17 protein-coding genes, 1 rRNA gene and 1 riboswitch are annotated in these 21,671 nt (G+C 54.5%); of the genes, 8 read left to right on the plus strand and 10 right to left on the minus strand.

All coding sequences use genetic code 11. The features are described 5' to 3' along the window. From KAJ71_RS16870 to btuB, 3 genes are all read right to left on the minus strand, one after another. Positions 1 to 1,130: ribosomal RNA gene (locus KAJ71_RS16870) — 16S ribosomal RNA — on the minus strand; the annotation flags it as partial. A gap of 427 nt (positions 1,131 to 1,557) precedes the next feature. Further along, positions 1,558 to 2,421: a glutamate racemase gene (murI, locus tag KAJ71_RS16875; RefSeq protein WP_248946799.1), complete on the minus strand. Its 864-nt coding sequence runs from the start codon at positions 2,419 to 2,421 to the stop codon at positions 1,558 to 1,560. Continuing rightward, positions 2,366 to 4,246, minus strand: a complete 1,881-nt coding sequence (gene btuB / locus KAJ71_RS16880) for a TonB-dependent vitamin B12 receptor BtuB (protein WP_375540742.1) — start codon at positions 4,244 to 4,246, stop codon at positions 2,366 to 2,368. Before btuB ends, murI begins: the two co-directional genes overlap by 56 nt. Before the next feature lie 74 nt (positions 4,247 to 4,320). Then, positions 4,321 to 4,533, minus strand: a riboswitch (cobalamin riboswitch). A gap of 123 nt (positions 4,534 to 4,656) precedes the next feature. On the opposite strand from btuB, the gene trmA reads away from it, so the two are divergent. Next, positions 4,657 to 5,757 (plus strand): tRNA (uridine(54)-C5)-methyltransferase TrmA, encoded by a 1,101-nt coding sequence (trmA, locus tag KAJ71_RS16885; RefSeq protein WP_248946801.1) that lies wholly within the window; start codon positions 4,657 to 4,659, stop codon positions 5,755 to 5,757. Between the two features lie 64 nt (positions 5,758 to 5,821). Here trmA and KAJ71_RS16890 read toward each other — a convergent pair whose 3' ends face one another. Beyond that, positions 5,822 to 6,184, minus strand: coding sequence for a YijD family membrane protein (locus KAJ71_RS16890; protein WP_248946802.1), 363 nt, complete (start codon positions 6,182 to 6,184; stop codon positions 5,822 to 5,824). A 13-nt stretch (positions 6,185 to 6,197) separates the two neighbouring features. Further along, the gene (fabR, locus tag KAJ71_RS16895; protein WP_024482854.1) at positions 6,198 to 6,830 is read right to left on the minus strand and encodes an HTH-type transcriptional repressor FabR; all 633 of its coding nucleotides are present in this window, start codon (positions 6,828 to 6,830) and stop codon (positions 6,198 to 6,200) included. Between the two features lie 214 nt (positions 6,831 to 7,044). On the opposite strand from fabR, the gene sthA reads away from it, so the two are divergent. After that, positions 7,045 to 8,442 (plus strand): Si-specific NAD(P)(+) transhydrogenase, encoded by a 1,398-nt coding sequence (gene sthA / locus KAJ71_RS16900; RefSeq protein WP_248946803.1) that lies wholly within the window; start codon positions 7,045 to 7,047, stop codon positions 8,440 to 8,442. On the opposite strand, the gene oxyR is transcribed toward sthA, so the two are convergent. Then, on the minus strand, positions 8,425 to 9,342 hold the full coding sequence (oxyR, locus tag KAJ71_RS16905; protein ID WP_021181915.1) for a DNA-binding transcriptional regulator OxyR: 918 nt from the start codon (positions 9,340 to 9,342) through the stop codon (positions 8,425 to 8,427). The genes sthA and oxyR overlap by 18 nt on opposite strands. 150 nt (positions 9,343 to 9,492) lie before the next feature. On the opposite strand from oxyR, the gene KAJ71_RS16910 reads away from it, so the two are divergent. The 4 genes from KAJ71_RS16910 (at position 9,493) to KAJ71_RS16925 (ending at position 12,570) form a co-directional block, all read left to right on the plus strand. Continuing rightward, entirely contained in the window at positions 9,493 to 10,224 is a 732-nt protein-coding gene (locus KAJ71_RS16910) for a glutathione peroxidase (protein WP_248946804.1), read from the plus strand. A 152-nt stretch (positions 10,225 to 10,376) separates the two neighbouring features. Next, positions 10,377 to 11,825, plus strand: a complete 1,449-nt coding sequence (locus tag KAJ71_RS16915) for a dihydrolipoyl dehydrogenase (RefSeq protein WP_248946805.1) — start codon at positions 10,377 to 10,379, stop codon at positions 11,823 to 11,825. A 171-nt stretch (positions 11,826 to 11,996) separates the two neighbouring features. Beyond that, positions 11,997 to 12,257, plus strand: a complete 261-nt coding sequence (locus KAJ71_RS16920; protein WP_174334868.1) for a toxin HicA — start codon at positions 11,997 to 11,999, stop codon at positions 12,255 to 12,257. Further along, a complete protein-coding gene (locus KAJ71_RS16925) occupies positions 12,244 to 12,570 on the plus strand; it encodes a type II toxin-antitoxin system HicB family antitoxin (RefSeq protein ID WP_248946806.1) in 327 nt (108 codons plus the stop codon). The genes KAJ71_RS16920 and KAJ71_RS16925 overlap by 14 nt, the downstream gene beginning before the upstream one ends. 28 nt (positions 12,571 to 12,598) lie before the next feature. On the opposite strand, the gene argH is transcribed toward KAJ71_RS16925, so the two are convergent. The 4 genes from argH to argC form a co-directional block, all read right to left on the minus strand. Continuing rightward, entirely contained in the window at positions 12,599 to 13,972 is a 1,374-nt protein-coding gene (argH, locus tag KAJ71_RS16930; RefSeq protein ID WP_248946807.1) for an argininosuccinate lyase, read from the minus strand. Between the two features lie 73 nt (positions 13,973 to 14,045). Further along, positions 14,046 to 15,263, minus strand: a complete 1,218-nt coding sequence (locus KAJ71_RS16935) for an argininosuccinate synthase (protein WP_248946808.1) — start codon at positions 15,261 to 15,263, stop codon at positions 14,046 to 14,048. Between the two features lie 26 nt (positions 15,264 to 15,289). Further along, positions 15,290 to 16,063, minus strand: coding sequence for an acetylglutamate kinase (gene argB, locus KAJ71_RS16940; protein WP_248946809.1), 774 nt, complete (start codon positions 16,061 to 16,063; stop codon positions 15,290 to 15,292). A 20-nt stretch (positions 16,064 to 16,083) separates the two neighbouring features. Then, a complete protein-coding gene (gene argC / locus KAJ71_RS16945) occupies positions 16,084 to 17,088 on the minus strand; it encodes an N-acetyl-gamma-glutamyl-phosphate reductase (protein WP_248946891.1) in 1,005 nt (334 codons plus the stop codon). A 219-nt stretch (positions 17,089 to 17,307) separates the two neighbouring features. On the opposite strand from argC, the gene argE reads away from it, so the two are divergent. Both argE and ppc read left to right on the plus strand, forming a co-directional pair. Beyond that, positions 17,308 to 18,453, plus strand: a complete 1,146-nt coding sequence (argE, locus tag KAJ71_RS16950; RefSeq protein ID WP_248946810.1) for an acetylornithine deacetylase — start codon at positions 17,308 to 17,310, stop codon at positions 18,451 to 18,453. Between the two features lie 315 nt (positions 18,454 to 18,768). Continuing rightward, on the plus strand, positions 18,769 to 21,405 hold the full coding sequence (gene ppc, locus KAJ71_RS16955) for a phosphoenolpyruvate carboxylase (protein ID WP_248946811.1): 2,637 nt from the start codon (positions 18,769 to 18,771) through the stop codon (positions 21,403 to 21,405). Positions 21,406 to 21,671: the final 266 nt, after the last annotated feature.

Here is a 21,671-nt window from a genome sequence, read left to right on the forward strand (position 1 = left end):
GCTGGCAACAAAGGATAAGGGTTGCGCTCGTTGCGGGACTTAACCCAACATTTCACAACACGAGCTGACGACAGCCATGCAGCACCTGTCTCACAGTTCCCGAAGGCACCAATCCATCTCTGGAAAGTTCTGTGGATGTCAAGAGTAGGTAAGGTTCTTCGCGTTGCATCGAATTAAACCACATGCTCCACCGCTTGTGCGGGCCCCCGTCAATTCATTTGAGTTTTAACCTTGCGGCCGTACTCCCCAGGCGGTCGACTTAACGCGTTAGCTCCGGAAGCCACGCCTCAAGGGCACAACCTCCAAGTCGACATCGTTTACAGCGTGGACTACCAGGGTATCTAATCCTGTTTGCTCCCCACGCTTTCGCACCTGAGCGTCAGTCTTTGTCCAGGGGGCCGCCTTCGCCACCGGTATTCCTCCAGATCTCTACGCATTTCACCGCTACACCTGGAATTCTACCCCCCTCTACAAGACTCTAGCTTGCCAGTTTCAAATGCAGTTCCCAAGTTAAGCTCGGGGATTTCACATCTGACTTAACAAACCGCCTGCGTGCGCTTTACGCCCAGTAATTCCGATTAACGCTTGCACCCTCCGTATTACCGCGGCTGCTGGCACGGAGTTAGCCGGTGCTTCTTCTGCGAGTAACGTCAATCCAACAGCGTATTAAGCTATTGGCCTTCCTCCTCGCTGAAAGTGCTTTACAACCCGAAGGCCTTCTTCACACACGCGGCATGGCTGCATCAGGCTTGCGCCCATTGTGCAATATTCCCCACTGCTGCCTCCCGTAGGAGTCTGGACCGTGTCTCAGTTCCAGTGTGGCTGGTCATCCTCTCAGACCAGCTAGGGATCGTCGCCTAGGTGAGCCATTACCTCACCTACTAGCTAATCCCATCTGGGCACATCCGATGGTGTGAGGCCCTAAGGTCCCCCACTTTGGTCCGAAGACGTTATGCGGTATTAGCTACCGTTTCCAGTAGTTATCCCCCTCCATCGGGCAGTTTCCCAGACATTACTCACCCGTCCGCCGCTCGTCACCCAGGAGCAAGCTCCTTGTGCTACCGCTCGACTTGCATGTGTTAGGCCTGCCGCCAGCGTTCAATCTGAGCCATGATCAAACTCTTCAATTAAAAGCTTGATTTGCTTCAACTCGTGAAGCGATGCTCGAAAATTAACTTTCGTAATAATTCATTCGCATGAATTACTGCTTGGTCACTCTTCAAGACTTGATATTTTTTTGCTACCGAAGTAGCTGGATATCGTCTTGTGAGTGCCCACACAGATTGTCTGATAAATTGTTAAAGAGCGTTCGTTACCGGGAAGTATCTCGGTAACGCGGGAGGTGCATGTTACGCTTTCCCGCTGAAGAGTCAACCTTTTTCTCTTACGAGACGCGGTGTTTTCACCGGGTTGCTTCTTCCTGGCTGGGCGACATTCTTTGCTATAAAGAGTTCGTTGTTCCCGGTCAGTGGAGGCGCATTATAGGGAGTTCTCAGAACGCCGCAACCCCTAAATTCATTTTTTTTGCTGACCGTCGAATGTTTAAGCAAAATCCCATTAAAGCGGCAGTTTTTTCAACGATTTAAAGCCATAACCCTGCAAAACGGGCAATAAAGCATCGGTGTCTTCATTCAGCGCCATGCAATACGCCAAATTATCTTCCTGAGTTGAGACCAGGTTTTCCTGATTAGAGATAAGCCAGGCGGCTCTGCGGGCAATCGCCGCACCCGAATCCACCAGACGCGTCCCCTCAGGCAGGACTTGCATCAGCTCTTCAGATAATAGAGGGAAGTGAGTACAGCCCAACACGACCGTATCTGGAGGTTCGCGCATACTCAACCACGGCTGCAATATTTTCTTCAGCGTTGCCAGCGGTACCGGTTCACCATGCAGTTTGGCTTCTGCCAGTTCCACCAGCTCAGAAGAGCCTAACAGTTCGATTTTGCAATCCGTCGCAAAACGCTCGATCAGTTCATGAGTATAAGCACGCTGAACCGTACCGCGTGTGGCCAGCAAACCGACGATACCGTTGGCGGTCAGTTTGGCTGCAGGCTTGATCGCCGGCACCACACCCACCACCGGGAAAGCAAAACGCTCACGCAGTGCGGGTAAGGAAACGGTACTGGCGGTATTACAGGCGATGATGACGATTGCCAGGGGATGGCGCTGCTGAACCGCACTGACAATTTCCAGCACGCGCTCAACGATAAACTCTTCGGATTTCTCACCGTAGGGGAATGCCACGTTATCGAAGGCATAGATATAGTGGAGATCCGGCAGCAGTTGCCGAACCTCCTGGTACACCGACAACCCGCCGACGCCGGAATCAAAAACCAGCGCCGTCGGGCGAGGAGCCGCAGTGGCGTTAGAAGGTATAGCTGCCAGTGAGGTAGTACTCTCTTCCTGGAGTAGCGTAGCCATAAGCCGTCTCATAATCTTTATCAAACAGGTTGGCAATTCTACCACGAACTGTCAGCTGAGAGGTTATTGGATATGTGGCGCTCACGTCGACCGTGCTGTAACTCGGCAATACGCGCTGCTCAGGGTTATAAGTAGAAGAGATATTGTCGTAACGCTTACCGTAGTATTGATACGAGATATCCATGTCCAGGTTGAACATCGTCCAATCCAACTGATATTTGGCCTGACGTTTCGAACGGCGTGCCAACACCTCATCGGTCTGGTCATTACGCGGATCGATATATTGCAGCGTCAAGCGGTGGGTGAACATCCAGGTATCAAAGCTACCCGTCCATTCCACACCTTTAATCGTTGCCTTATCCACATTGTAATACTGCCCCTGATAGGTCACCGGGTCAGAATCATAGTTGATCAGGTTCTGGATTTTGTAATGATAAGCAGACAAACGCCAATCCAACGGCCCGGTCAAACCTTCCAGACCCATTTCCCACTGTTTGGACTCTTCCGGCTTGAGGTTGCTATTGGAATCAATGCCAAAGCGTTTTGAACCATATTGCTGGCCCAGCGATGGCGTCAGGAAACCCGTACCGTAAGACAAGGTGGCTCGATAGCCATCAACAAACTCCCAACCTGCCGCGGTCTGCCAAGTGCCGTGCCAACCAAAGTCACCTGCCTTGTCTTCACGCCCAGAGGCTTCCAACGTCACGCTGCCAAACTGCTGCTGGCCACTCAGGTACAGGCCCGTGTTGTCTCTTTTATAGGTATCGGCAAAGGAATTGTCGGAAGAAGTCAGGCGCTGTTGCTGGAAATCGGCACCGGCGGTAACGCTGCCGTGCTCGAAAGCATAGGTGTTGCCCCATTGCAGGTTACGCTGATCCATATCATCCAGCGTAGTGCTGATGCCATAACGGCCATTCTGGCTGCTGTAGTTGTAATCCTTCTGTTTCTGATAGCTGCCCGTCAGCTGAGAGGAGAAAGCCCCAGACAGGAAACGCAGCCCCAAATCATAGGTGTGGCTATACAGACGGTCTTCATCATTACTGTACTGCGGGCTGTAAGGTACACTGCCGACATCGTAGTCCGAGTTATTGGTATAACCATAACCCCGCACGAAGCCTGAGAAATTCTGATTGAACTGCTGTTCCAACCCGCCCCAGAAGCTTTTATTACGGAAACCATCACGATCGCTGTCGACCGAATAAGGCGAGCCTGGCTTCACATTGAAGCCGTTGGTCATCTGATAGCTACCCGCAACGGTAGCAACAGTGTTATCAAAACGCTGGCGCAAGGCACCATCGTACTGCTGGTATCCTTTAGAACCGATACCCGCCTGAACTTTGCCGCCCTCTTTATCCGTCTGGGTAATGATGTTGATGACCCCGCCGATGGCACCAGAACCGTAAATGGCCGAGCGTGGCCCACGGATAAACTCCACACGCTGAACCAACGCCAACGGAACCTGGTTAAAATCGACGCCGTTGCTGATCCCCAAACGGGCCATTGGCACGCCGTCGATCAGTACCAATACATGACGAGCTTCAGTGCCGCGCACCGAGAGGGATGAACCCTGCCCCATACCACCGTACTGTGAAATATCGACACCCGGCAAACGACGCATCACATCATTGAGGCTTTTGGCCTGCCAGCGATCGATATCTTCGCGGGTTACCACATCGGCAGGCGCCAATACGGAAGAGACCGGTTGAGGGAAGCGATTAGCGGTAACCACCAAATCATCGCTGCTTTTAGCCGTAGTGTTTTCTTGCGCCCATCCAGAAAATGCCGTCACGGAGGAGACCACCGCCAGCAGTGTATTTTTTATCATTGTCATTATAAAAAGCATCCAAACTTCATTGGGGATGCCGCAGGGCCACGGCCGGTAGTTCGCGACGGCTATGGATATTGCGACGTACACCGGTAGGTTTTCGGGCTTGGGATTTGCCGATTGCCTGTGGCAACCCGCACCGGGCGATGACTTCCCATCCTGCAGTGGACAGTGTCTGCGTCATTAAAACGCTATCGCCGTGACTTCCCCATACCGCTGCGCGTCAGCTCCAGATTTGCACTGGATTCCCTTTTCACTCGCTGCTTGAGACCGGACGGCAATGCTACAATCAATGAAAATGGATGTCTAGATTGCCAACAGTGTTTCAAAATAGCACCACAACAAAACTGGACTTCACCGACTGATTCCCTACAATCCCCGCTGATCCAATTTGCCTGACGAGAGAAACCATGACGCCCGAGAATTTGCCCATTGAACGCTATGACGACCAACTGGCGGAGAAAACAGCCCGCCTGAAGACCATGATGTCACCGTTCACGGCGCCCGAGCCGGAAGTGTTTCGCTCGCCAGTCAGTCACTACCGGATGCGTGCGGAATTCCGCATCTGGCATGATGAGGACGATATGTACCACATCATGTTCGATCAGCAGACCAAGCAGCGTATCCGTGTCGATAGCTTCCCGGCGGCCAGCGAGCTGATTAACCGCCTGATGAGCGCCCTGATGGTGGCCCTCAAGCCCAACCCGGTGCTGCGCCACAAGCTGTTCCAGATCGATTATCTTTCTACGCAGAGCGGTAAAATCATTGCCTCGCTGCTGTATCACCGCAAGCTGGACGAACAATGGCAGCAAGATGCCACTGCACTACGTGATGCGTTACGCACAGACGGCTTCGATGTACAGCTGATTGGCCGCGCCTCGAAAATGAAAATCATGCTCGATCAGGACTATGTCGACGAAGTGCTGCCGGTTGGTGGCCGCGAAATGATTTATCGCCAGGTCGAAAACAGCTTCACCCAGCCCAATGCGGCGATGAACGTGCAAATGCTGGAATGGGCGCTGGATGTGACCCAAGGTTCAAAAGGAGATCTGCTGGAGCTGTATTGCGGTAACGGCAACTTCTCGCTGGCCCTGGCCCGCAACTTCGAGCGGGTGTTAGCCACTGAAATTGCCAAACCTTCGGTGGCGGCGGCGCAGTACAACATCGCGGCCAATCATATCGACAACGTGCAGATTATCCGCATGGCGGCAGAAGACTTCACCCAGGCAATGAACGGCGCTCGCGAGTTCAACCGGTTAAAGGGGATCGATCTGAGCAGCTATAACTGTGAGACGATTTTCGTCGATCCGCCGCGCAGCGGGCTGGATGAGGAAACGGTGAAGATGGTGCAGGCCTATCCACGCATCCTTTATATCTCCTGCAACCCGGAAACCCTGTGCGCCAATCTGAGCACCTTGCAGAACACGCATAACGTTACCCGTCTGGCGCTGTTCGATCAGTTCCCTTACACCCATCATATGGAATGTGGCGTATTGCTCGAACGCCGCTGATCTAGACGGGTTCAAAAACAAAAAAAGGCACTCCGCAGAGTGCCTTTTCTCGATAAAACCATTTTTAATGCTGAACAGTGACGGTATTGCGTTTCTTTAACTGGAAACCAATCCAGAACACCAACACCACACAGACAATCGAGGGCAGGAAGTTCGAGCCGATCTGCGGGTATTCCGCACGCACGATCGCGCTATATCCCAAGATGCCCAACAGGAAACAGCCGGCCGCCAGTTTTGGCATGCCATCCGGCATTGGCTGGTTCAGGTAACGCTGATGCAGGCAATACACCGCCAACACCAAAGCAATCAACGGGAAGGCTGAAAACGACACCACCGAGCTGAACAGCGCGGCAAAGGAACCGTTTACGGACAGGCCGGCAATCAACGCCAGCAGTAAAGTACCATTCTCACGGCTTAGTTTTTCCATGACTTTCACCTTGTTATACGTGGGATACAGATGCTTTTTCTTGCTCGCGGCGATACCAGTAATAGGCTCCTTTGGAGATCATCCGCAGTTGCAACACTAACCTTTCTTCAAGCTGCCGCCGTTGTTCAATATCAATATCCAGCGCTTCCGCACCGGCACTGAACACGATTGTCACCATAGCTTCCGCCTGCGCCTCGGTAAAACTGCGCGGCATATGGTTTTCCAGCTCCAGATAATCTGCCAGTTCGGCGATAAAATGTTGGATTTCCCGTGCTACCGCCGCACGAAACGCAGCCGAGGTGCCAGAACGTTCACGCAGCAACAGCCGGAAGGCGTTGGGGTTATTGCCGATAAACTCCATAAAGGTCGATACCGACGTGCGGATCACGCTGCCGCCTTTGGCAATACGCTGGCGTGCCTGGCGCATCAACTGGCGCAGCATCAGGCCGCTTTCGTCAACCATGGTGAGCCCAAGCTCATCCACATCGCGAAAATGGCGATAGAACGACGTGGGCGCGATGCCCGCCTCTCGCGAGACTTCACGCAGGCTCAGGCTGGCAAAACTGCGCTCGGCACTCAGTTGGCTGAAAGCCGCCTCAATGAGGGAACGACGAGTGCGTTCTTTTTGTTGTGCTCTGACGCCCATTTGCATATCCGGATGACTTCCCTTCTTCAGTCTAACGCCGCAGAACTGGCAATATAGCAAATTTATTGCAACAGCATTGATACAAACGCGCTTTGTCACAGTTCTGGGCCGCACCGATTGTGCTTTGCCACAAAAAGGCTAATGGTAATTGGGCACACAGCGCTATGATGTTAAGATACCGTTGTAAATTTGTATAAGAACAGGTCTCTCCTACATGCAACAACACTATCAATTTGATGCCATTATCATCGGCTCCGGCCCTGGTGGTGAAGGCGCAGCCATGGGTCTGGTGAAACAAGGTGCTCGCGTGGCCGTGATCGAACGGTACAATAACGTGGGCGGTGGATGTACTCATTGGGGAACTATCCCCTCAAAAGCCCTCCGCCACGCCGTCAGCCGTATTATCGAATTCAACCAGAACCCGCTTTACAATAACTCCCGCACCCTTAGTGCCACCTTCCCTGACATTTTACGCCACGCCGACAGCGTGATTAACCAGCAAACGCGCATGCGCCAAGGGTTCTACGAGCGTAACCAGTGTAAGCTGTTCGCCGGTAACGCCAAGTTTATCGACGCCAACACCGTCAGCGTAAGCTATATGGATGGCACGCAGGATACTATCCGCGCCGACCATATCGTGATCGCCTGTGGTTCGCGCCCTTATCATCCTAACAGCGTTGATTTTAACCACTCGCGCATTTATGACAGCGACTCCATCCTGGAGCTGAACCACGAACCGCGCCACGTGATTATCTACGGTGCAGGGGTAATTGGTTGCGAATATGCTTCTATCTTCCGTGGTTTGAACGTGAAGGTGGATTTGATCAACACCCGCGATCGGCTGCTGGCGTTCCTCGATCAGGAGATGTCAGACTCTCTGTCTTATCACTTGTGGAATAACGGCGTGGTGATCCGCCACAACGAAGAGTTCGAGCAGATCGAAGGCACTGACGATGGCGTGATTGTGCATCTGAAATCCGGCAAGAAAGTGAAGGCAGATTGCTTGCTTTACGCCAATGGTCGTACCGGTAACACCGATGCGCTTGGCCTGGAAAACGTGGGTCTGGAATCAGACAGCCGTGGCCTGCTGAAGGTCAACAGCATGTATCAGACCGCCGTGTCCCACATTTATGCCGTGGGTGACGTGATCGGCTATCCGAGCCTGGCATCTGCCGCTTATGATCAGGGCCGCATTGCCGCTCAAGCCATCTCCTCAGGGGAGGCCAGCGGGCATCTTATCGAAGATATTCCAACGGGCATCTACACCATTCCGGAAATCAGCTCCGTCGGCAAAACCGAACAGGAACTGACGGCGATGAAAGTGCCCTATGAAGTGGGCCGCGCCCAGTTCAAACACCTGGCCCGGGCGCAGATTGCCGGCATGAACGTGGGTAGCCTGAAGATCCTGTTCCACCGTGACACCTTGCAGATCCTGGGGATCCACTGCTTTGGTGAGCGCGCGGCAGAGATCATTCACATCGGTCAGGCGATCATGGAACAGAAAGGTGAAGGTAATACCATCGAGTATTTCGTCAATACCACCTTCAACTATCCGACCATGGCCGAAGCCTACCGTGTGGCAGCGCTAAACGGCTTAAACCGCCTGTTTTAAGTTCGCGTCCAGATAGTTCTGCATGTGTTCGCGAATAGCCTCGGCCAACTGCTCGTAGCGGCTACGCAGCGGGGAGCCGGGGCGATACACCAGAGCAATGGTGCGCTTCGGTTCCGGTTTGTAGCACTCCAGATAGCAGACGCCGTCACGCTCGCGCTCACGCGGTACTGCCAAGGCGGGCAACAGCGTTATCCCACTGCCTGCGGCAACCATATTACGCAGCGTTTCCAGACTGGTCGCGCGGAAGTGGGTATCCTCATCCGCACCGGCCTGGAAGCAGAAGCCCAGCGCCTGATCGCGTAAACAGTGGCCATCTTCCAGCATCAGCAGTTTTTCGCCCGCCAAATCGGCCATCGCCACGCGTTCGCGCTGCGCCCACGGATGGTCGGAATAGACTGCTAATTGCATCGGCTCATCGAACAAAGGCACTTCAATAAAGGCTTCGGTCTCTTTCACCAAGGCAAGAATAGCGCAGTCCAACTTGCCGCTGTCCAGCTGTGCCAGCAGTTGATGGGTTTGTGCTTCGTGCAGGTACATTTCCAACTTGGGAAAGGATTTATGCAGCGTCGGGATAATCTGCGGCAGCAGATAAGGCCCCACGGTAGGGATCAGGCCGATATGCAACGGCCCGGACATCGCTTCCCCTTGCTGGCTGGCCATTTCCTTCAAGACTTTGACTTCGCGTAGCACGGTGCGCGCCTGCTCCACCAGCAGTAAGCCTGCCTGCGTGAATAACACCTTGCGGCTGGTCCGTTCGAGCAACATTACGCCCAACTCGTCTTCCAGCTTGCGGATCTGCCCACTCAATGTAGGTTGGCTGACATGGCATGAGTCGGCAGCGCGCCGGAAATGGCGGTGCTCGGCCAAGGCGACCAGATACTCTAAATCACGAATATTCATTGTTTCCCTCCTGGCCATGATAGCTCATGGCGATAGATAAGATAGCAACGAGTGATTAGAACTATCAAGCCCCGCAGTGAATAATGTCCACCAACGAAGCGCAACGGCGCCAACATAAAAAATTCATTTTTCTAATTAAGGGGTTAATTCATGTTTACCAGTCAAGAAGGCAAAAAAGTCCCTCAGGTTACCTTCCATACTCGCCAGGGCGACCAATGGATCGATGTCACCACGGATGACCTGTTCAAAGACAAAACCGTGATCCTGTTCTCCTTGCCGGGCGCGTTCACCCCAACCTGCTCATCAAGCCATTTGCCGCGCTATAACGAACTGTCCAGCGTGTTCAAGCAACACGGTGTTGACAGCATCCTGTGCGTATCGGTAAACGACACCTTTGTGATGAACGCCTGGAAAGCGGACCAACACGCCGAGAATATTACCTTCGTACCGGACGGCAACGGTGAATTCACCAAAGGCATGAACATGCTGGTTGAGAAAGCCGATCTGGGCTTTGGCCCACGTTCATGGCGCTACTCCATGCTGGTGCGTAACGGCGTGGTAGAAAAAATGTTCGTCGAGCCAAACAAGCCGGGCGACCCGTTTGAAGTCTCTGACGCCGACACCATGCTGAAGTACCTGGCACCTGAATTCAAAGTGCAGGAATCGGTCTCCCTGTTCACCAAGCCGGGCTGCCCGTTCTGCGCCAAAGCCAAACAAATGCTGCAAGATCGCGGGGTTCAATATGAAGAAATCGTATTGGGCCAGGACGCTACCACGGTCAGCCTGCGCGCAGTCAGCGGTCGCGCTACCGTGCCACAGGTGTTTATCGGTGGTCGCCACATCGGTGGTAGCGACGACCTGGAAAACTTCTTGTCAGCCTGAATGATAAAAAGTAAACCCGACGGGTCTCAGGCACAGTTCAACAATCTGTCGCCTGAAAAACCAACGGCATAGAAGCAATGTGACTTTTGGCGGGTGCTGACCCGCCCTTTTTTTATACCCGATGGCACGCCATAGGGTATCCAGGAGCGGATATGAAACTGTTGAATGTCGACGTCGCCGTTATTGGCGGTGGCACTGCCGGACTAGGCGCTTACCGCGCTGCAAAACTTTCTACCCCCAGCGTAGTGATGATTGAGGGCGGGCCTTTTGGCACTACCTGTGCCCGCGTTGGCTGTATGCCTTCCAAATTACTGATCGCTGCGGCAGAAGCGGTGCATCAGATCGAACGGGCTCCAGGGTTTGGCATCCACCCGGCGGGAAAAACCACCATCAATGGCCGTGAAGTGATGGATCGCGTCAAACGCGAACGTGATCGCTTTGTTGGTTTTGTACTGGAAGGGGTCGATAGCATCCCGGCCGCAGACAAAATTCAGGGCCATGCCCGCTTCATTGACGACAATACCTTGCAGGTTGACGAGCATACTCGCATCGTCGCGCAGCGTATCGTGATCGCCACCGGCTCCCGCCCTAGCTGGCCTGCGCCGTGGAACGACCTGGGCGACCGCCTGATCGTCAACGACGATGTGTTTAACTGGGATGATTTACCACAGTCCATCGCGGTATTTGGCCCAGGAGTGATCGGATTGGAGCTGGGCCAGGCGCTACATCGCCTTGGCGTTGCCACTAAAGTGTTCGGCGTTGGCGGCGCTGTTGGCCCGCTGACCGATAGCGTAGTACGGGAATATGCCGCTAAAACGCTGGGCGAGGAGTTCTATCTCGACCCGGATGTCAAAGTAGACATCATGCAGCGTGAAGGCGACAAAGTGTTTATCCGCTACCAGGATCTGCACGGCCAAACGCAGGAAATGATGGTGGATTACGTGCTGGCCGCCACCGGTCGCCGACCGAACGTCGACAAGCTGGGGTTGGAAAATACCACTCTGTTGCTGGATGCCAAAGGCGTGCCACAGGCCGATCGCTTAACCATGCAAACCAGCGTGCCGCATATTTTCATCGCCGGAGATGCCAGCAACCAATTACCGCTGCTGCACGAAGCCAGCGATCAGGCTCGTATTGCCGGGCACAACGCGGGCAGCTTCCCTGAAGTGACGCCAGGCCTACGCCGCAGTGCGATTTCCGTGGTGTTCTCAGACCCGCAAATCGCCATGGTCGGCTCAACCTTCCGTGAACTGAACCAGAAATTCAGCGCCTGTGGCTGCTTTGAAGTGGGTGCCGTATCGTTCGAAAACCAGGGCCGTTCGCGGGTGATGCTGCGCAATAAAGGCATCTTGCACGTGTATGGCGAACAAGGAACCGGTCGCTTCCTGGGGGCTGAAATGATGGGGCCGGACGTAGAACATATCGCTCACCTGCTGGCCTGGGCACATCAGCAACAGATGACCATCGACCAAATGCTGGATATGCCGTTCTACCACCCGGTGATCGAAGAAGGGCTGCGTACCGCGCTACGCGATCTGCAAGCCAAGCTGAAACTGGGTGAGTCCGAAGCGGAACGCTGCCAGCGTTGCCCTGGCGAATAAGCCTTTCGCTCCGCTATTAGCCACCAGCCACCGGGCCTTCGCGCCCGGTTTTTTGCGTATGGCATTCCAGCCTTGAATCTCCTTGCTTGCCGAGTTTTGGTTTTAGCGTCATTTTTATGCTCCTTTATCTTGAAATGATACTATTATTGATACTAATATAGGAGCAGCTAAATGAAAGGACTCAGAGAAACCATTGACGATCTGCAACAGCGGCAAGCCAATATCAAATTCAACGCATTGGTAAAGATCTGCACCTACTGGTTTGGGCCACCCCGCTTGAACGGTGGCAGTCACAAGGTCTACAAAATGCCTTGGCCGGGGGATCCACGCGTGAATATCCAACGTGCAGATAGCGGTATGGCAAAGGTATATCAGGTCAAACAGGTGATCAGCGCGCTGATCAAACTGGAGGAAGAACATGGAAAAACATGAGCACTACACTTACCGCATCACTTGGTCAACTGAAGATAGCGAGTATGTCGGCCTCTGTACGGAGTTTCCCTCTCTGTCATGGCTGGCACCTACCCGCACGGCAGCGCTGGACGGTATTGAAAAACTGGTCCGCGATGTGATTGCCGATATGCTCACCCAGGGCGAAACGCCGCCAGAAGCGCTGGCAGAGAAAAACTTTAGTGGGAAACTGGTACTGCGGATGACACCGGAACAACATCGCCGTCTGGCGATTAATGCTATGGATGAAGGCGTTAGCCTGAACCGTTATTTGTGCGCTCGGCTGGCAGGGTAAGGGCAGCATTGCGCTGCCCTCGCGTAACTTAGAACAGGCGTTTTTTCGCCTCGGCGATCGCATAGGCAACCTGCTGAGGAGAAACACCGCCCTTGGCCGCGCGCTTATCCAGGCAAGATTGTAGCGACAGGATCGGATAAACGTCGTCGCCAATCACGCTGTTGAATTTCTGCAAATCGCTCAACGGCAGGTCTTCTAACGGCTTGCCCTGGCGGATCGCTTCCACTACCGCTTCGCCCACAATGTGGTGCGCTTCGCGGAACGGCACACCTTTGGCAACCAGATAATCGGCCAGTTCGGTGGCGTTGGCATAACCTTGCTGAGCCGCTTCCTGGCAGCGCGAACGCTTCACCTGAATGCCGTCCAGCACCAATACCGCCATCTGCAAGCAGTCCATCCAGGTGTCGAGCGCGTCGAACAACCCTTCTTTGTCTTCCTGCATATCTTTGTTGTAGGCCAACGGCAGGCCTTTCAACGTCATCATCATGCCGGTCAAAGCCCCTTGCACGCGGCCAGACTTGCCACGGATCAGCTCTAACGCGTCCGGGTTTTTCTTCTGTGGCATCAGGGATGAACCTGAGGTCACGCGATCTGAAAGCTCGACAAACGCCGCTTCGCCGCTGTTGAAGAAGATCAAATCTTCGGCAAAGCGCGACAGGTGCACCATACTGATGGCGGCATTGGACAACAGCTCCAACACGTGATCGCGATCGGAGACGCTGTCCAAGCTGTTGCGCGTGGCAGAGGCAAAGCCCAGCCAGCCAGCCAGTTGTTCACGGTCGATCGGATAAGCAGTTCCGGCCAAAGCACCGCTACCTAGCGGGCTGACGTCCAGCCGTTTCAACGTATCCTGCAAGCGGCTTTCATCACGCGCCAGCATCTCTACGTACGCCAGGCACCAATGGGCAAAAGTCACCGGCTGGGCACGCTGCAGGTGAGTGTAACCCGGCATCACCGCATCCTGATTAGCTTCGGCGGTCTCTACCAACGCCTGTTGCAACTGTACCAACGCCTGATGCAGTTCGCTGACCTGGTGCTTGCACCACAGTTTCAGATCGGTGGCCACCTGATCGTTACGGCTACGGCCGGTATGCAGCTTTTTGCCCAGATCGCCGACTTTATCGATCAGCTTCTGCTCAACCCAACTGTGAATATCTTCTGCATCGCTGTTGACGATCGCCAGAGGATCGGCCTGCACTTCTTCCAGCAGCACGTTCAGCGCCTGCTCAAGCTGCTGTTGCTCTGCTGACGTCAATACGTTGACGGTCACCAGCGCTTTTGACCAGGCGACGGAGCCCACAATATCCTGTTCCGCCAGGCGATAGTCGAAGCGCAGGGAATCATTTAACTGCTTGAACCGCTGATCCGCTGCCTGACTAAACCGTCCGCCCCAAAGTGCCATAATCTTGCTCCTGAATAAGTATGCGAAAGGGCGCAGCATGCTGCGCCCTCAAATTGACGCTAAACCAACGACGTTACTTTTTCTTCTCGTTCAACGCGCGAATACGGGAAGAGAGCGAGAACAGACGGATAAAGCCACCCGCATGGCTGTGATCGTAAACTTCGTCTTCGCCAAAGGTCGCAAATTCTTCTGAGTACAGGCTGTTGGCCGATTTCTTCTGGATCGCCGTCACCTGGCCTTTATACAGTTGCAACACCACTTCGCCGTTAACTTCTTCCGCCAACGCTTGGGCGGAAGCCTGAATAGAACGACGCAGCGGAGCAAACCAGCGGCCATCGTAGACCACGTAGGACATTTCCAGGCCCAACTGCTCACGCCATTTAAAGCTATCACGATCCAGCACCAACTGCTCGATCCCACGCAGCGCAGCAACCATAATTGTGCCCCCTGGGGTTTCATAGCAACCACGGGATTTGATCCCTACCAAGCGGTTTTCTACGATATCGATACGACCCACGCCGTGTTTGGCACCCAGCACGTTCAGGATTTCCAGACATTTGTACGGGCTCATCGCTTCACCGTTAACGGCAACAACGCAGCCTTTCTCTACGGTGACGGTCACTTGTTCTGGCTTGTCCGGTGCTTCCAACGGATCGACAGTCCAAACCCAGCAATCTTTATTTGGTGCATTCCACGGGCTTTCCAGTACGCCGCCTTCGGTAGAGATGTGCCAGGCGTTTTCGTCACGGCTGTAGATCTTCTCCAGCGAAGCGGTGGTAGGGATATTACGCTCTTTCAGATAATCCAGCAGGGCCTCACGGGAACGCAGATTCCACTCACGCCAAGGCGCGACCACCTTCAGGTGCGGAGCCAGTGCAGTATAGGTGGTTTCGAAACGCACCTGATCGTTGCCTTTACCGGTTGCCCCGTGGCACAACGCATCGGCACCCACTTTCAGCGCCAGCTCAACCTGAGCTTTGGCAATGATCGGACGCGCCATTGAGGTACCCAGCAGGTAGCTGCCTTCGTACAGAGCGCCGGTCTGCAGCACCGGATAAACGTAGTCACGGATAAACTCTTCACGCAGATCGACAACATGACACTCAGAGGCACCAGATTGCAGAGCTTTCTGCTCAACGCCTTCCAGATCGCCGCGCTCCTGGCCGATGTCCGCCACAAAGGCTACCACTTCACAGCCACCGTAGTTCTCTTTCAGCCATGGAATGATGGCCGAAGTATCCAGGCCGCCGGAGTACGCCAGAACGATTTTCTTGATGCCTTTGTTTTGCATTGTGTTATTCCTTGTTAATTCTAAATTTAAGCGAGGATCCGGGTGCCAATCGACACACCATTAAACAGAGCAGGAAGCTTTTCGGCATTACGCCAGCTGGCGATATCCACCGGGCGGCCAAGAGTACGTGCAGCATCCAGCGCCGCATTAACCTTCACCACCATACCATCGGTAATGATGCCTTGAGCAATCAGTTGCTCGGCTTTTTGTGCTGTCATTTCCGCGATACGCTGCCCTTTGCCGTCGAGAATACCGCTGACATCCGACAGCAAGATTAAATCCGCCCCCAGCGTGGCGGCCAAGGCCGTCGCAGCCTGATCGGCGTTCACGTTCATCAGTTGCCCTTCGGCAGTAATGCCGATGGAGCTGACCACCGGAAGGTAGCCAGCGCCCAACAAGGTATTGAGCAGCGCAGGCGTTCCTGGCACTGCATGGCCCACGTGGCCCAGCGCTGGGTCCAGTTGCGTAACCGCAACGCTGCCGCCGTCTGCCAGGCTCAGGCCAACCGCATTAATTTTGTGCTTCACCGCCCAGGCCAGCAGGGTTTTATTGGCCGTTCCTGCCAGTGCGCCAGTGATGATGTCGATCTGATCAGCGGGAGTAACGCGCAGGCCGTTCTTCTTCACTACTGGCAGGGAGAGCTGCTTCATCAGCTCATCCACAACACAGCCACCGCCGTGAACGATCACCAGCGGACGCCGATGTTCCTGGCGATAGACATCCAGCGCGGTAAACAAACGCTCCAGCGCTTCTTCACTGTCCAGTAGCACGCCACCTAGTTTGATAATCAATGGATTCATTGCTGTTTACTCACGCTGATTTAAAGTAAGGATTGGGTTTCCGGGAAGCCGAAACGGATATTCAGACACTGCACCGCCTGAGCTGCCGCACCTTTCAGCAGGTTGTCTTCTGCGGCTACGGCGATCAAATGCTCGCCCTGCACGGCAAAGCCGATATCACAGAACGGCAGGCCCACCACGGATTTCAGTGCTGGCACCCCTTGGTCATACAACCGCACCAACGGTTTTTCGTCATACGCCGCATGGTAAGCCGCTGCTACATCCTGCGCAGTGACGCCCTTGTTAAGACGGCAGGTGATGGTTTCCAGAATACCCCGTGGGAAGTTACCCAAGTGTGGAGTAAAGATGACCGGCACCCCGAGATGGGCAGAAATCTCTGGCTGATGACGATGATTGAACAGGCCGTAAGGTTGCAGGCTGACTTCACAAAAACTCGTGGTGACGCTGGCTTTACGCCCTGCACCACTCACGCCGCTGACGGCGTTGATGACCGGCCATTGATCCAGGTTCAGCAATTGCTTGTCTAGCAGCGGTTTGAGCGCTAACTGCGCCGCCGTTGGGTAGCAGCCCGGCACGGCAATCAGCTGCGCCTGCTTGAGCTTTTCACTCTGCCACTCCGCCAGGCCGTAAACTGCCTGCGCCAGCCAATCGGCATGCTGGTGTGTAAAACCATAATACTGTTGATAAAAATCAGCATCCTGCACGCGGAAGGCACCGGAGAGGTCGAACACCACACAACCCGCGGCCAGGAATGCTGGCGCGATATCGTGGCTCACCTCATGGGCGGTCGCGAGGAAAACAACATCGATGCCTTTTGCCGCTGCGGCAACGTCAACCAGCGGTTGTAATGGCAGATCGACGATGCCTTTTAATTGAGGGTGCAGTTCGGAAAGCAATTTTCCTGCATCTGCACTTTGCGCTGAAACCGCTAAAGCGGTTATGTTCATGTGTGGGTGGCGATTCAGGTAAGCCGTGAGTTCTGCTCCGGCATAACCGCTGGCACCAACAATCAGCGTATTCAACATGTGGCCTTTCACCTTCTTGGCTAGCAATCTAAGAGTCACTGGCGACCCTGGTAGCAGGGCTTGGTCGCGTTGTTGCGCGGTTCACCCACGTGGTTGAGCGTGATGTTTTTATCAACATCCGGGTTGCAGGTTCCCTTACGCTCTAGCTTACTGTATTTTTATTCAAAATAAATGCATGAATATTGATACTATCCTAACCAAAGGCTGTCAACAGTGAAGATGAAATTACCTCCATTTATTGAGCTGTACCGGGCGTTGATCGCCACTCCATCGATCAGCGCCACCGATGGCGCCCTCGATCAGAGTAATGAAGCATTAATCAACTTGCTGGCTGGCTGGTTCAACGATTTGGGCTTCCGCGTCGACGTGCAGCCCGTGCCGGACACCCGCAACAAATTCAACCTGCTGGCCAGCCTTGGCGAAGGCAGCGGCGGCCTGCTGTTGGCGGGGCATACCGATACGGTGCCTTACGATCAGGGGCGCTGGACACGAGATCCCTTTGCCCTGACCGAGCACGACAACAAGCTGTACGGGCTGGGCACCGCCGACATGAAGGGTTTCTTCGCCTTTATCCTGGATGCCGTGCGTGATATCGATGCCAGCAAGCTGACCAAGCCACTGTACATTTTAGCCACCGCCGATGAAGAAACGACGATGGCTGGCGCACGTTACTTTGCTGCCTCCAGCAAGATCCGCCCGGACTTTGCCATCATCGGTGAGCCAACCTCACTGCAACCGGTGCGCGCGCATAAAGGCCATATCTCCAGTGCGATCCGCATCGTCGGCCAGTCGGGACATTCGAGCGATCCGGCGCGCGGCGTCAACGCCATCGATCTGATGCATGAGTCCATCGGGCATCTGATGGAATTGCGCAAAACGCTACAGGAGCGCTACAACAACCCGGCGTTTGCGGTGCCTTACCCGACAATGAACTTCGGCCATATCAGCGGCGGCGATGCGGCTAACCGTATCTGCGCCTGCTGTGAACTGCATATGGATATCCGCCCGCTGCCGGGGATGACGTTGGATAACATCAACGAACTCCTGCATGAAGCGTTGGCGCCGGTAAGCCAACGCTGGCCAGGCAGCTTGACGATCGATGAACTACATCCGCCGATCCCAGGCTACGAATGCCCAACCGACCATCACATGGTGGCGGTGATTGAAAAACTGCTGGGTTCACGCACCGAAGTGGTCAACTACTGCACCGAAGCGCCGTTCATCCAAGAAGTATGCCCAACGCTGGTGCTCGGCCCTGGTTCGATCAACCAGGCGCATCAGCCGGATGAGTATCTGGACACCGCGTTTATTGAGCCAACGCGTAAGCTGCTGGGCCAGTTAGTCGACCATTTCTGCCGACAATAAACCTTAGTAATAACATGGGAATGCGTTACCAATCCCTACCTATTAAGAAGTAGTGATTTAAGCCGATAAGCCAGACTGATAACCGGCAGCGCGTAATTAAATTTCAGAAAATACGCCGAATTTGATGTTTTTTTGCTAAAAATAGTGTCAATTGATGATTGGACAGGCACGTGATCGACGAAAACCGGCAGGCTGCGACGGCACGTGAAATTTACTTACAAGATGAAAAATCACGTACTCATCGTGTTCAGGTCGTGGCGAAAAACGCCACGATCGGAGGATGATAAGTATGCAAAGAACTGGGTCAGGGATTATATGAACGAACAATATTCGGCAATGCGAAGTAATGTCAGTATGCTCGGCAAACTGCTAGGCGATACCATTAAAGAAGCGCTGGGCGAGCATATTCTCGATCGCGTTGAAACTATCCGTAAGCTTTCCAAATCTTCACGTGCCGGTAACGAGGCACATCGTCAGGAGCTGCTCTCAACGCTGCAGAACCTGTCTAACGATGAACTGCTGCCCGTTGCCCGCGCCTTCAGCCAATTCCTTAACCTGACCAACGTTGCCGAGCAATACCACAGTATCTCGCCGCACGGCGAAGCGGCCAGCAACCCGGAAGCCTTGGCGCAGTTGTTTACCAAGCTGAAAGACAACAAACTCGATAATAAACAGCTGCAAAAAGCGGTGGACGATCTTTCCATCGAGCTGGTACTGACCGCTCACCCAACGGAAATCACCCGCCGCACCCTGATCCACAAGCTGGTTGAGGTGAACACCTGCCTGAGCCAGTTGGACCATAACGATCTGGCCGACTATGAGCGCAATAAAATCATGCGCCGTCTGCGCCAACTGGTCGCGCAATCCTGGCATACCGACGAGATCCGCAAAAATCGTCCTTCCCCGGTCGATGAAGCCAAGTGGGGCTTTGCCGTGGTGGAAAACAGCCTGTGGGAGGGCGTACCGGCCTTCCTGCGCGAGTTCAACGAACAGTTGGAAAACTCCATTGATTACCGCCTGCCAGTAGAAGCCGTGCCTATCCGCTTCACCTCCTGGATGGGTGGCGACCGCGACGGCAACCCGAACGTAACCGCTGAAATCACGCGTCACGTGCTGTTGCTGAGCCGCTGGAAGGCCTGCGATCTGTTCACCCGTGATATCCAGGTGCTGGTTTCCGAACTGTCGATGACCGAATGTACCCCGGAGCTGCGCGAACTTGCCGGTGGTGACGAAGTACAAGAACCTTATCGCGAATTGATGAAGCAACTGCGCAGCCAACTGATGAGCTCCCAGGCCTACCTTGAAGGCCGCCTGAAGGGCGAACGCGTGCTGCGTCCGCACGATCTGCTGGAAAATAACGAGCAGTTGTGGGAACCGCTGTACGCTTGCTACCAATCTTTAGTGGCCTGTGGCATGAGCATTATCGCCAACGGCCAACTGCTGGACACGTTGCGCCGCGTACGCTGCTTTGGCGTTCCGCTGGTGCGCATCGACGTACGTCAGGAAAGCACCCGCCATACCGAAGCCATTGCCGAACTGACCCGTTATCTGGGCCTGGGAGATTATGAAAGCTGGTCAGAAGCCGACAAACAGGCGTTCCTGATCCGTGAGCTGAACTCCAAGCGTCCATTGGTGCCACTGAAGTGGGAACCGAGTGCAGACACTCAGGAAGTGCTGGAAACCTGCCAGGTGATCGCCGAAGCGCCACAAGGTTCGATCGCCGCCTACGTTATTTCCATGGCACGCACCCCGTCCGACGTCTTGGCCGTGCACCTGCTGCTGAAAGAAGCGGGTTGCCCATTCGCCCTGCCGGTCGCCCCGCTGTTCGAAACCCTAGACGATCTGAACAACGCCGACGACGTGATGACCCAGTTGCTGAACATCGACTGGTATCGCGGCTTTATTCAGGGCAAACAGATGGTCATGATTGGCTATTCCGACTCGGCAAAAGATGCTGGCGTGATGGCTGCCTCCTGGGCGCAATACCGTGCACAGGACGCGCTGATCAAAACCTGTGAGAAGGCAGGAGTGGCGCTGACGCTGTTCCATGGCCGTGGTGGTTCAATTGGCCGTGGTGGTGCACCTGCGCACGCCGCTCTGCTGTCACAACCGCCGGGTAGTCTGAAAGGCGGCCTGCGCGTAACCGAACAGGGCGAGATGATCCGCTTTAAATTCGGCCTGCCAGAAGTCACCATCAGCAGCCTGGCGCTATACGCCAGTGCGGTGTTGGAAGCCAACCTGCTGCCGCCGCCGGAGCCTAAGCCAGAATGGCGCACGCTGATGGATGAATTGTCCGAAACCTCGTGCAACATGTATCGCAGTTACGTGCGTGAAAACCCAGACTTTGTGCCTTACTTCCGCGCCGCTACGCCTGAGCAGGAACTGGGGAAACTGCCATTGGGGTCGCGCCCGGCCAAACGCCGCCCGAACGGCGGTGTTGAAAGCCTGCGTGCTATTCCGTGGATCTTCGCCTGGACGCAGAACCGCTTGATGCTGCCAGCCTGGCTGGGTGCTGGTGCGGGCCTGCAAGAAGCAGTGAAGGCCGGCAAGCAGGAGCAGTTGGAAGCCATGTGCCACAACTGGCCGTTCTTCTCTACTCGTATCGCAATGCTGGAAATGGTGTTCGCCAAAGCCGATCTGTGGCTGGCGGAATACTATGACCAGCGCTTGGTAGACAAGTCACTGTGGCCGCTCGGCCAGCAGTTACGCGATCAATTGGCCAGCGATATCAAGGCGGTGCTGACCATCGCCAACGACGATCACCTGATGGAAGACCTACCGTGGATCGCCGAATCTATCGCGTTGCGCAACGTCTACACCGACCCGCTAAACGTGTTGCAGGCCGAGTTGCTGCACCGTTCACGCCAACAGGAACAACCGGATGCCCGCGTTGAGCAGGCTCTAATGGTCACTATCGCTGGCGTAGCTGCCGGGATGCGCAACACCGGCTAATATTGCTTCATCATTTGCTGCAAGCACCGATGCGATCGGCGTCGGTGCTTATTTCCCTCCCCGGTTATCCCCGTTCCTAATCTGCGGATTTTTGTCCTAGTCGTCACTCAGGGCGAGTTATCAATGCTATTATTGCTGACACTCATTTTGAGTCCAGGCTCCGTTTGGCCGCACCTTTTTATACCCTATGGATTTCAAGTTGCAGCTAGGCGACAAGCTTACCCATCCCCAGGAGCTTACTATTGTAAGTGACTGGAGTGAGTGAG

Origin of the sequence: Serratia silvae, assembly GCF_023282985.1 — a bacterium.
Lineage (GTDB): Bacteria > Pseudomonadota > Gammaproteobacteria > Enterobacterales > Enterobacteriaceae > Chania > Chania silvae.

What these genes read in the sequence shown, in the direction of transcription:
- murI (WP_248946799.1), bottom strand. Translation starts at nt 2,421, where the DNA reads ATGGCTACGCTACTCCAGGAAGAGAGTACTACCTCACTGGCAGCTATA.
- trmA (WP_248946801.1), top strand. Translation starts at nt 4,657, where the DNA reads ATGACGCCCGAGAATTTGCCCATTGAACGCTATGACGACCAACTGGCG.
- sthA (WP_248946803.1), top strand. Translation starts at nt 7,045, where the DNA reads ATGCAACAACACTATCAATTTGATGCCATTATCATCGGCTCCGGCCCT.
- KAJ71_RS16925 (WP_248946806.1), top strand. Translation starts at nt 12,244, where the DNA reads ATGGAAAAACATGAGCACTACACTTACCGCATCACTTGGTCAACTGAA.
- argC (WP_248946891.1), bottom strand. Translation starts at nt 17,088, where the DNA reads ATGTTGAATACGCTGATTGTTGGTGCCAGCGGTTATGCCGGAGCAGAA.
- KAJ71_RS16915 (WP_248946805.1), top strand. Translation starts at nt 10,377, where the DNA reads ATGAAACTGTTGAATGTCGACGTCGCCGTTATTGGCGGTGGCACTGCC.
- argB (WP_248946809.1), bottom strand. Translation starts at nt 16,063, where the DNA reads ATGAATCCATTGATTATCAAACTAGGTGGCGTGCTACTGGACAGTGAA.
- argH (WP_248946807.1), bottom strand. Translation starts at nt 13,972, where the DNA reads ATGGCACTTTGGGGCGGACGGTTTAGTCAGGCAGCGGATCAGCGGTTC.
- KAJ71_RS16910 (WP_248946804.1), top strand. Translation starts at nt 9,493, where the DNA reads ATGTTTACCAGTCAAGAAGGCAAAAAAGTCCCTCAGGTTACCTTCCAT.
- oxyR (WP_021181915.1), bottom strand. Translation starts at nt 9,342, where the DNA reads ATGAATATTCGTGATTTAGAGTATCTGGTCGCCTTGGCCGAGCACCGC.
- KAJ71_RS16890 (WP_248946802.1), bottom strand. Translation starts at nt 6,184, where the DNA reads ATGGAAAAACTAAGCCGTGAGAATGGTACTTTACTGCTGGCGTTGATT.
- ppc (WP_248946811.1), top strand. Translation starts at nt 18,769, where the DNA reads ATGAACGAACAATATTCGGCAATGCGAAGTAATGTCAGTATGCTCGGC.
- KAJ71_RS16935 (WP_248946808.1), bottom strand. Translation starts at nt 15,263, where the DNA reads ATGCAAAACAAAGGCATCAAGAAAATCGTTCTGGCGTACTCCGGCGGC.
- btuB (WP_375540742.1), bottom strand. Translation starts at nt 4,246, where the DNA reads ATGATAAAAAATACACTGCTGGCGGTGGTCTCCTCCGTGACGGCATTT.
- fabR (WP_024482854.1), bottom strand. Translation starts at nt 6,830, where the DNA reads ATGGGCGTCAGAGCACAACAAAAAGAACGCACTCGTCGTTCCCTCATT.
- KAJ71_RS16920 (WP_174334868.1), top strand. Translation starts at nt 11,997, where the DNA reads ATGAAAGGACTCAGAGAAACCATTGACGATCTGCAACAGCGGCAAGCC.
- argE (WP_248946810.1), top strand. Translation starts at nt 17,308, where the DNA reads ATGAAATTACCTCCATTTATTGAGCTGTACCGGGCGTTGATCGCCACT.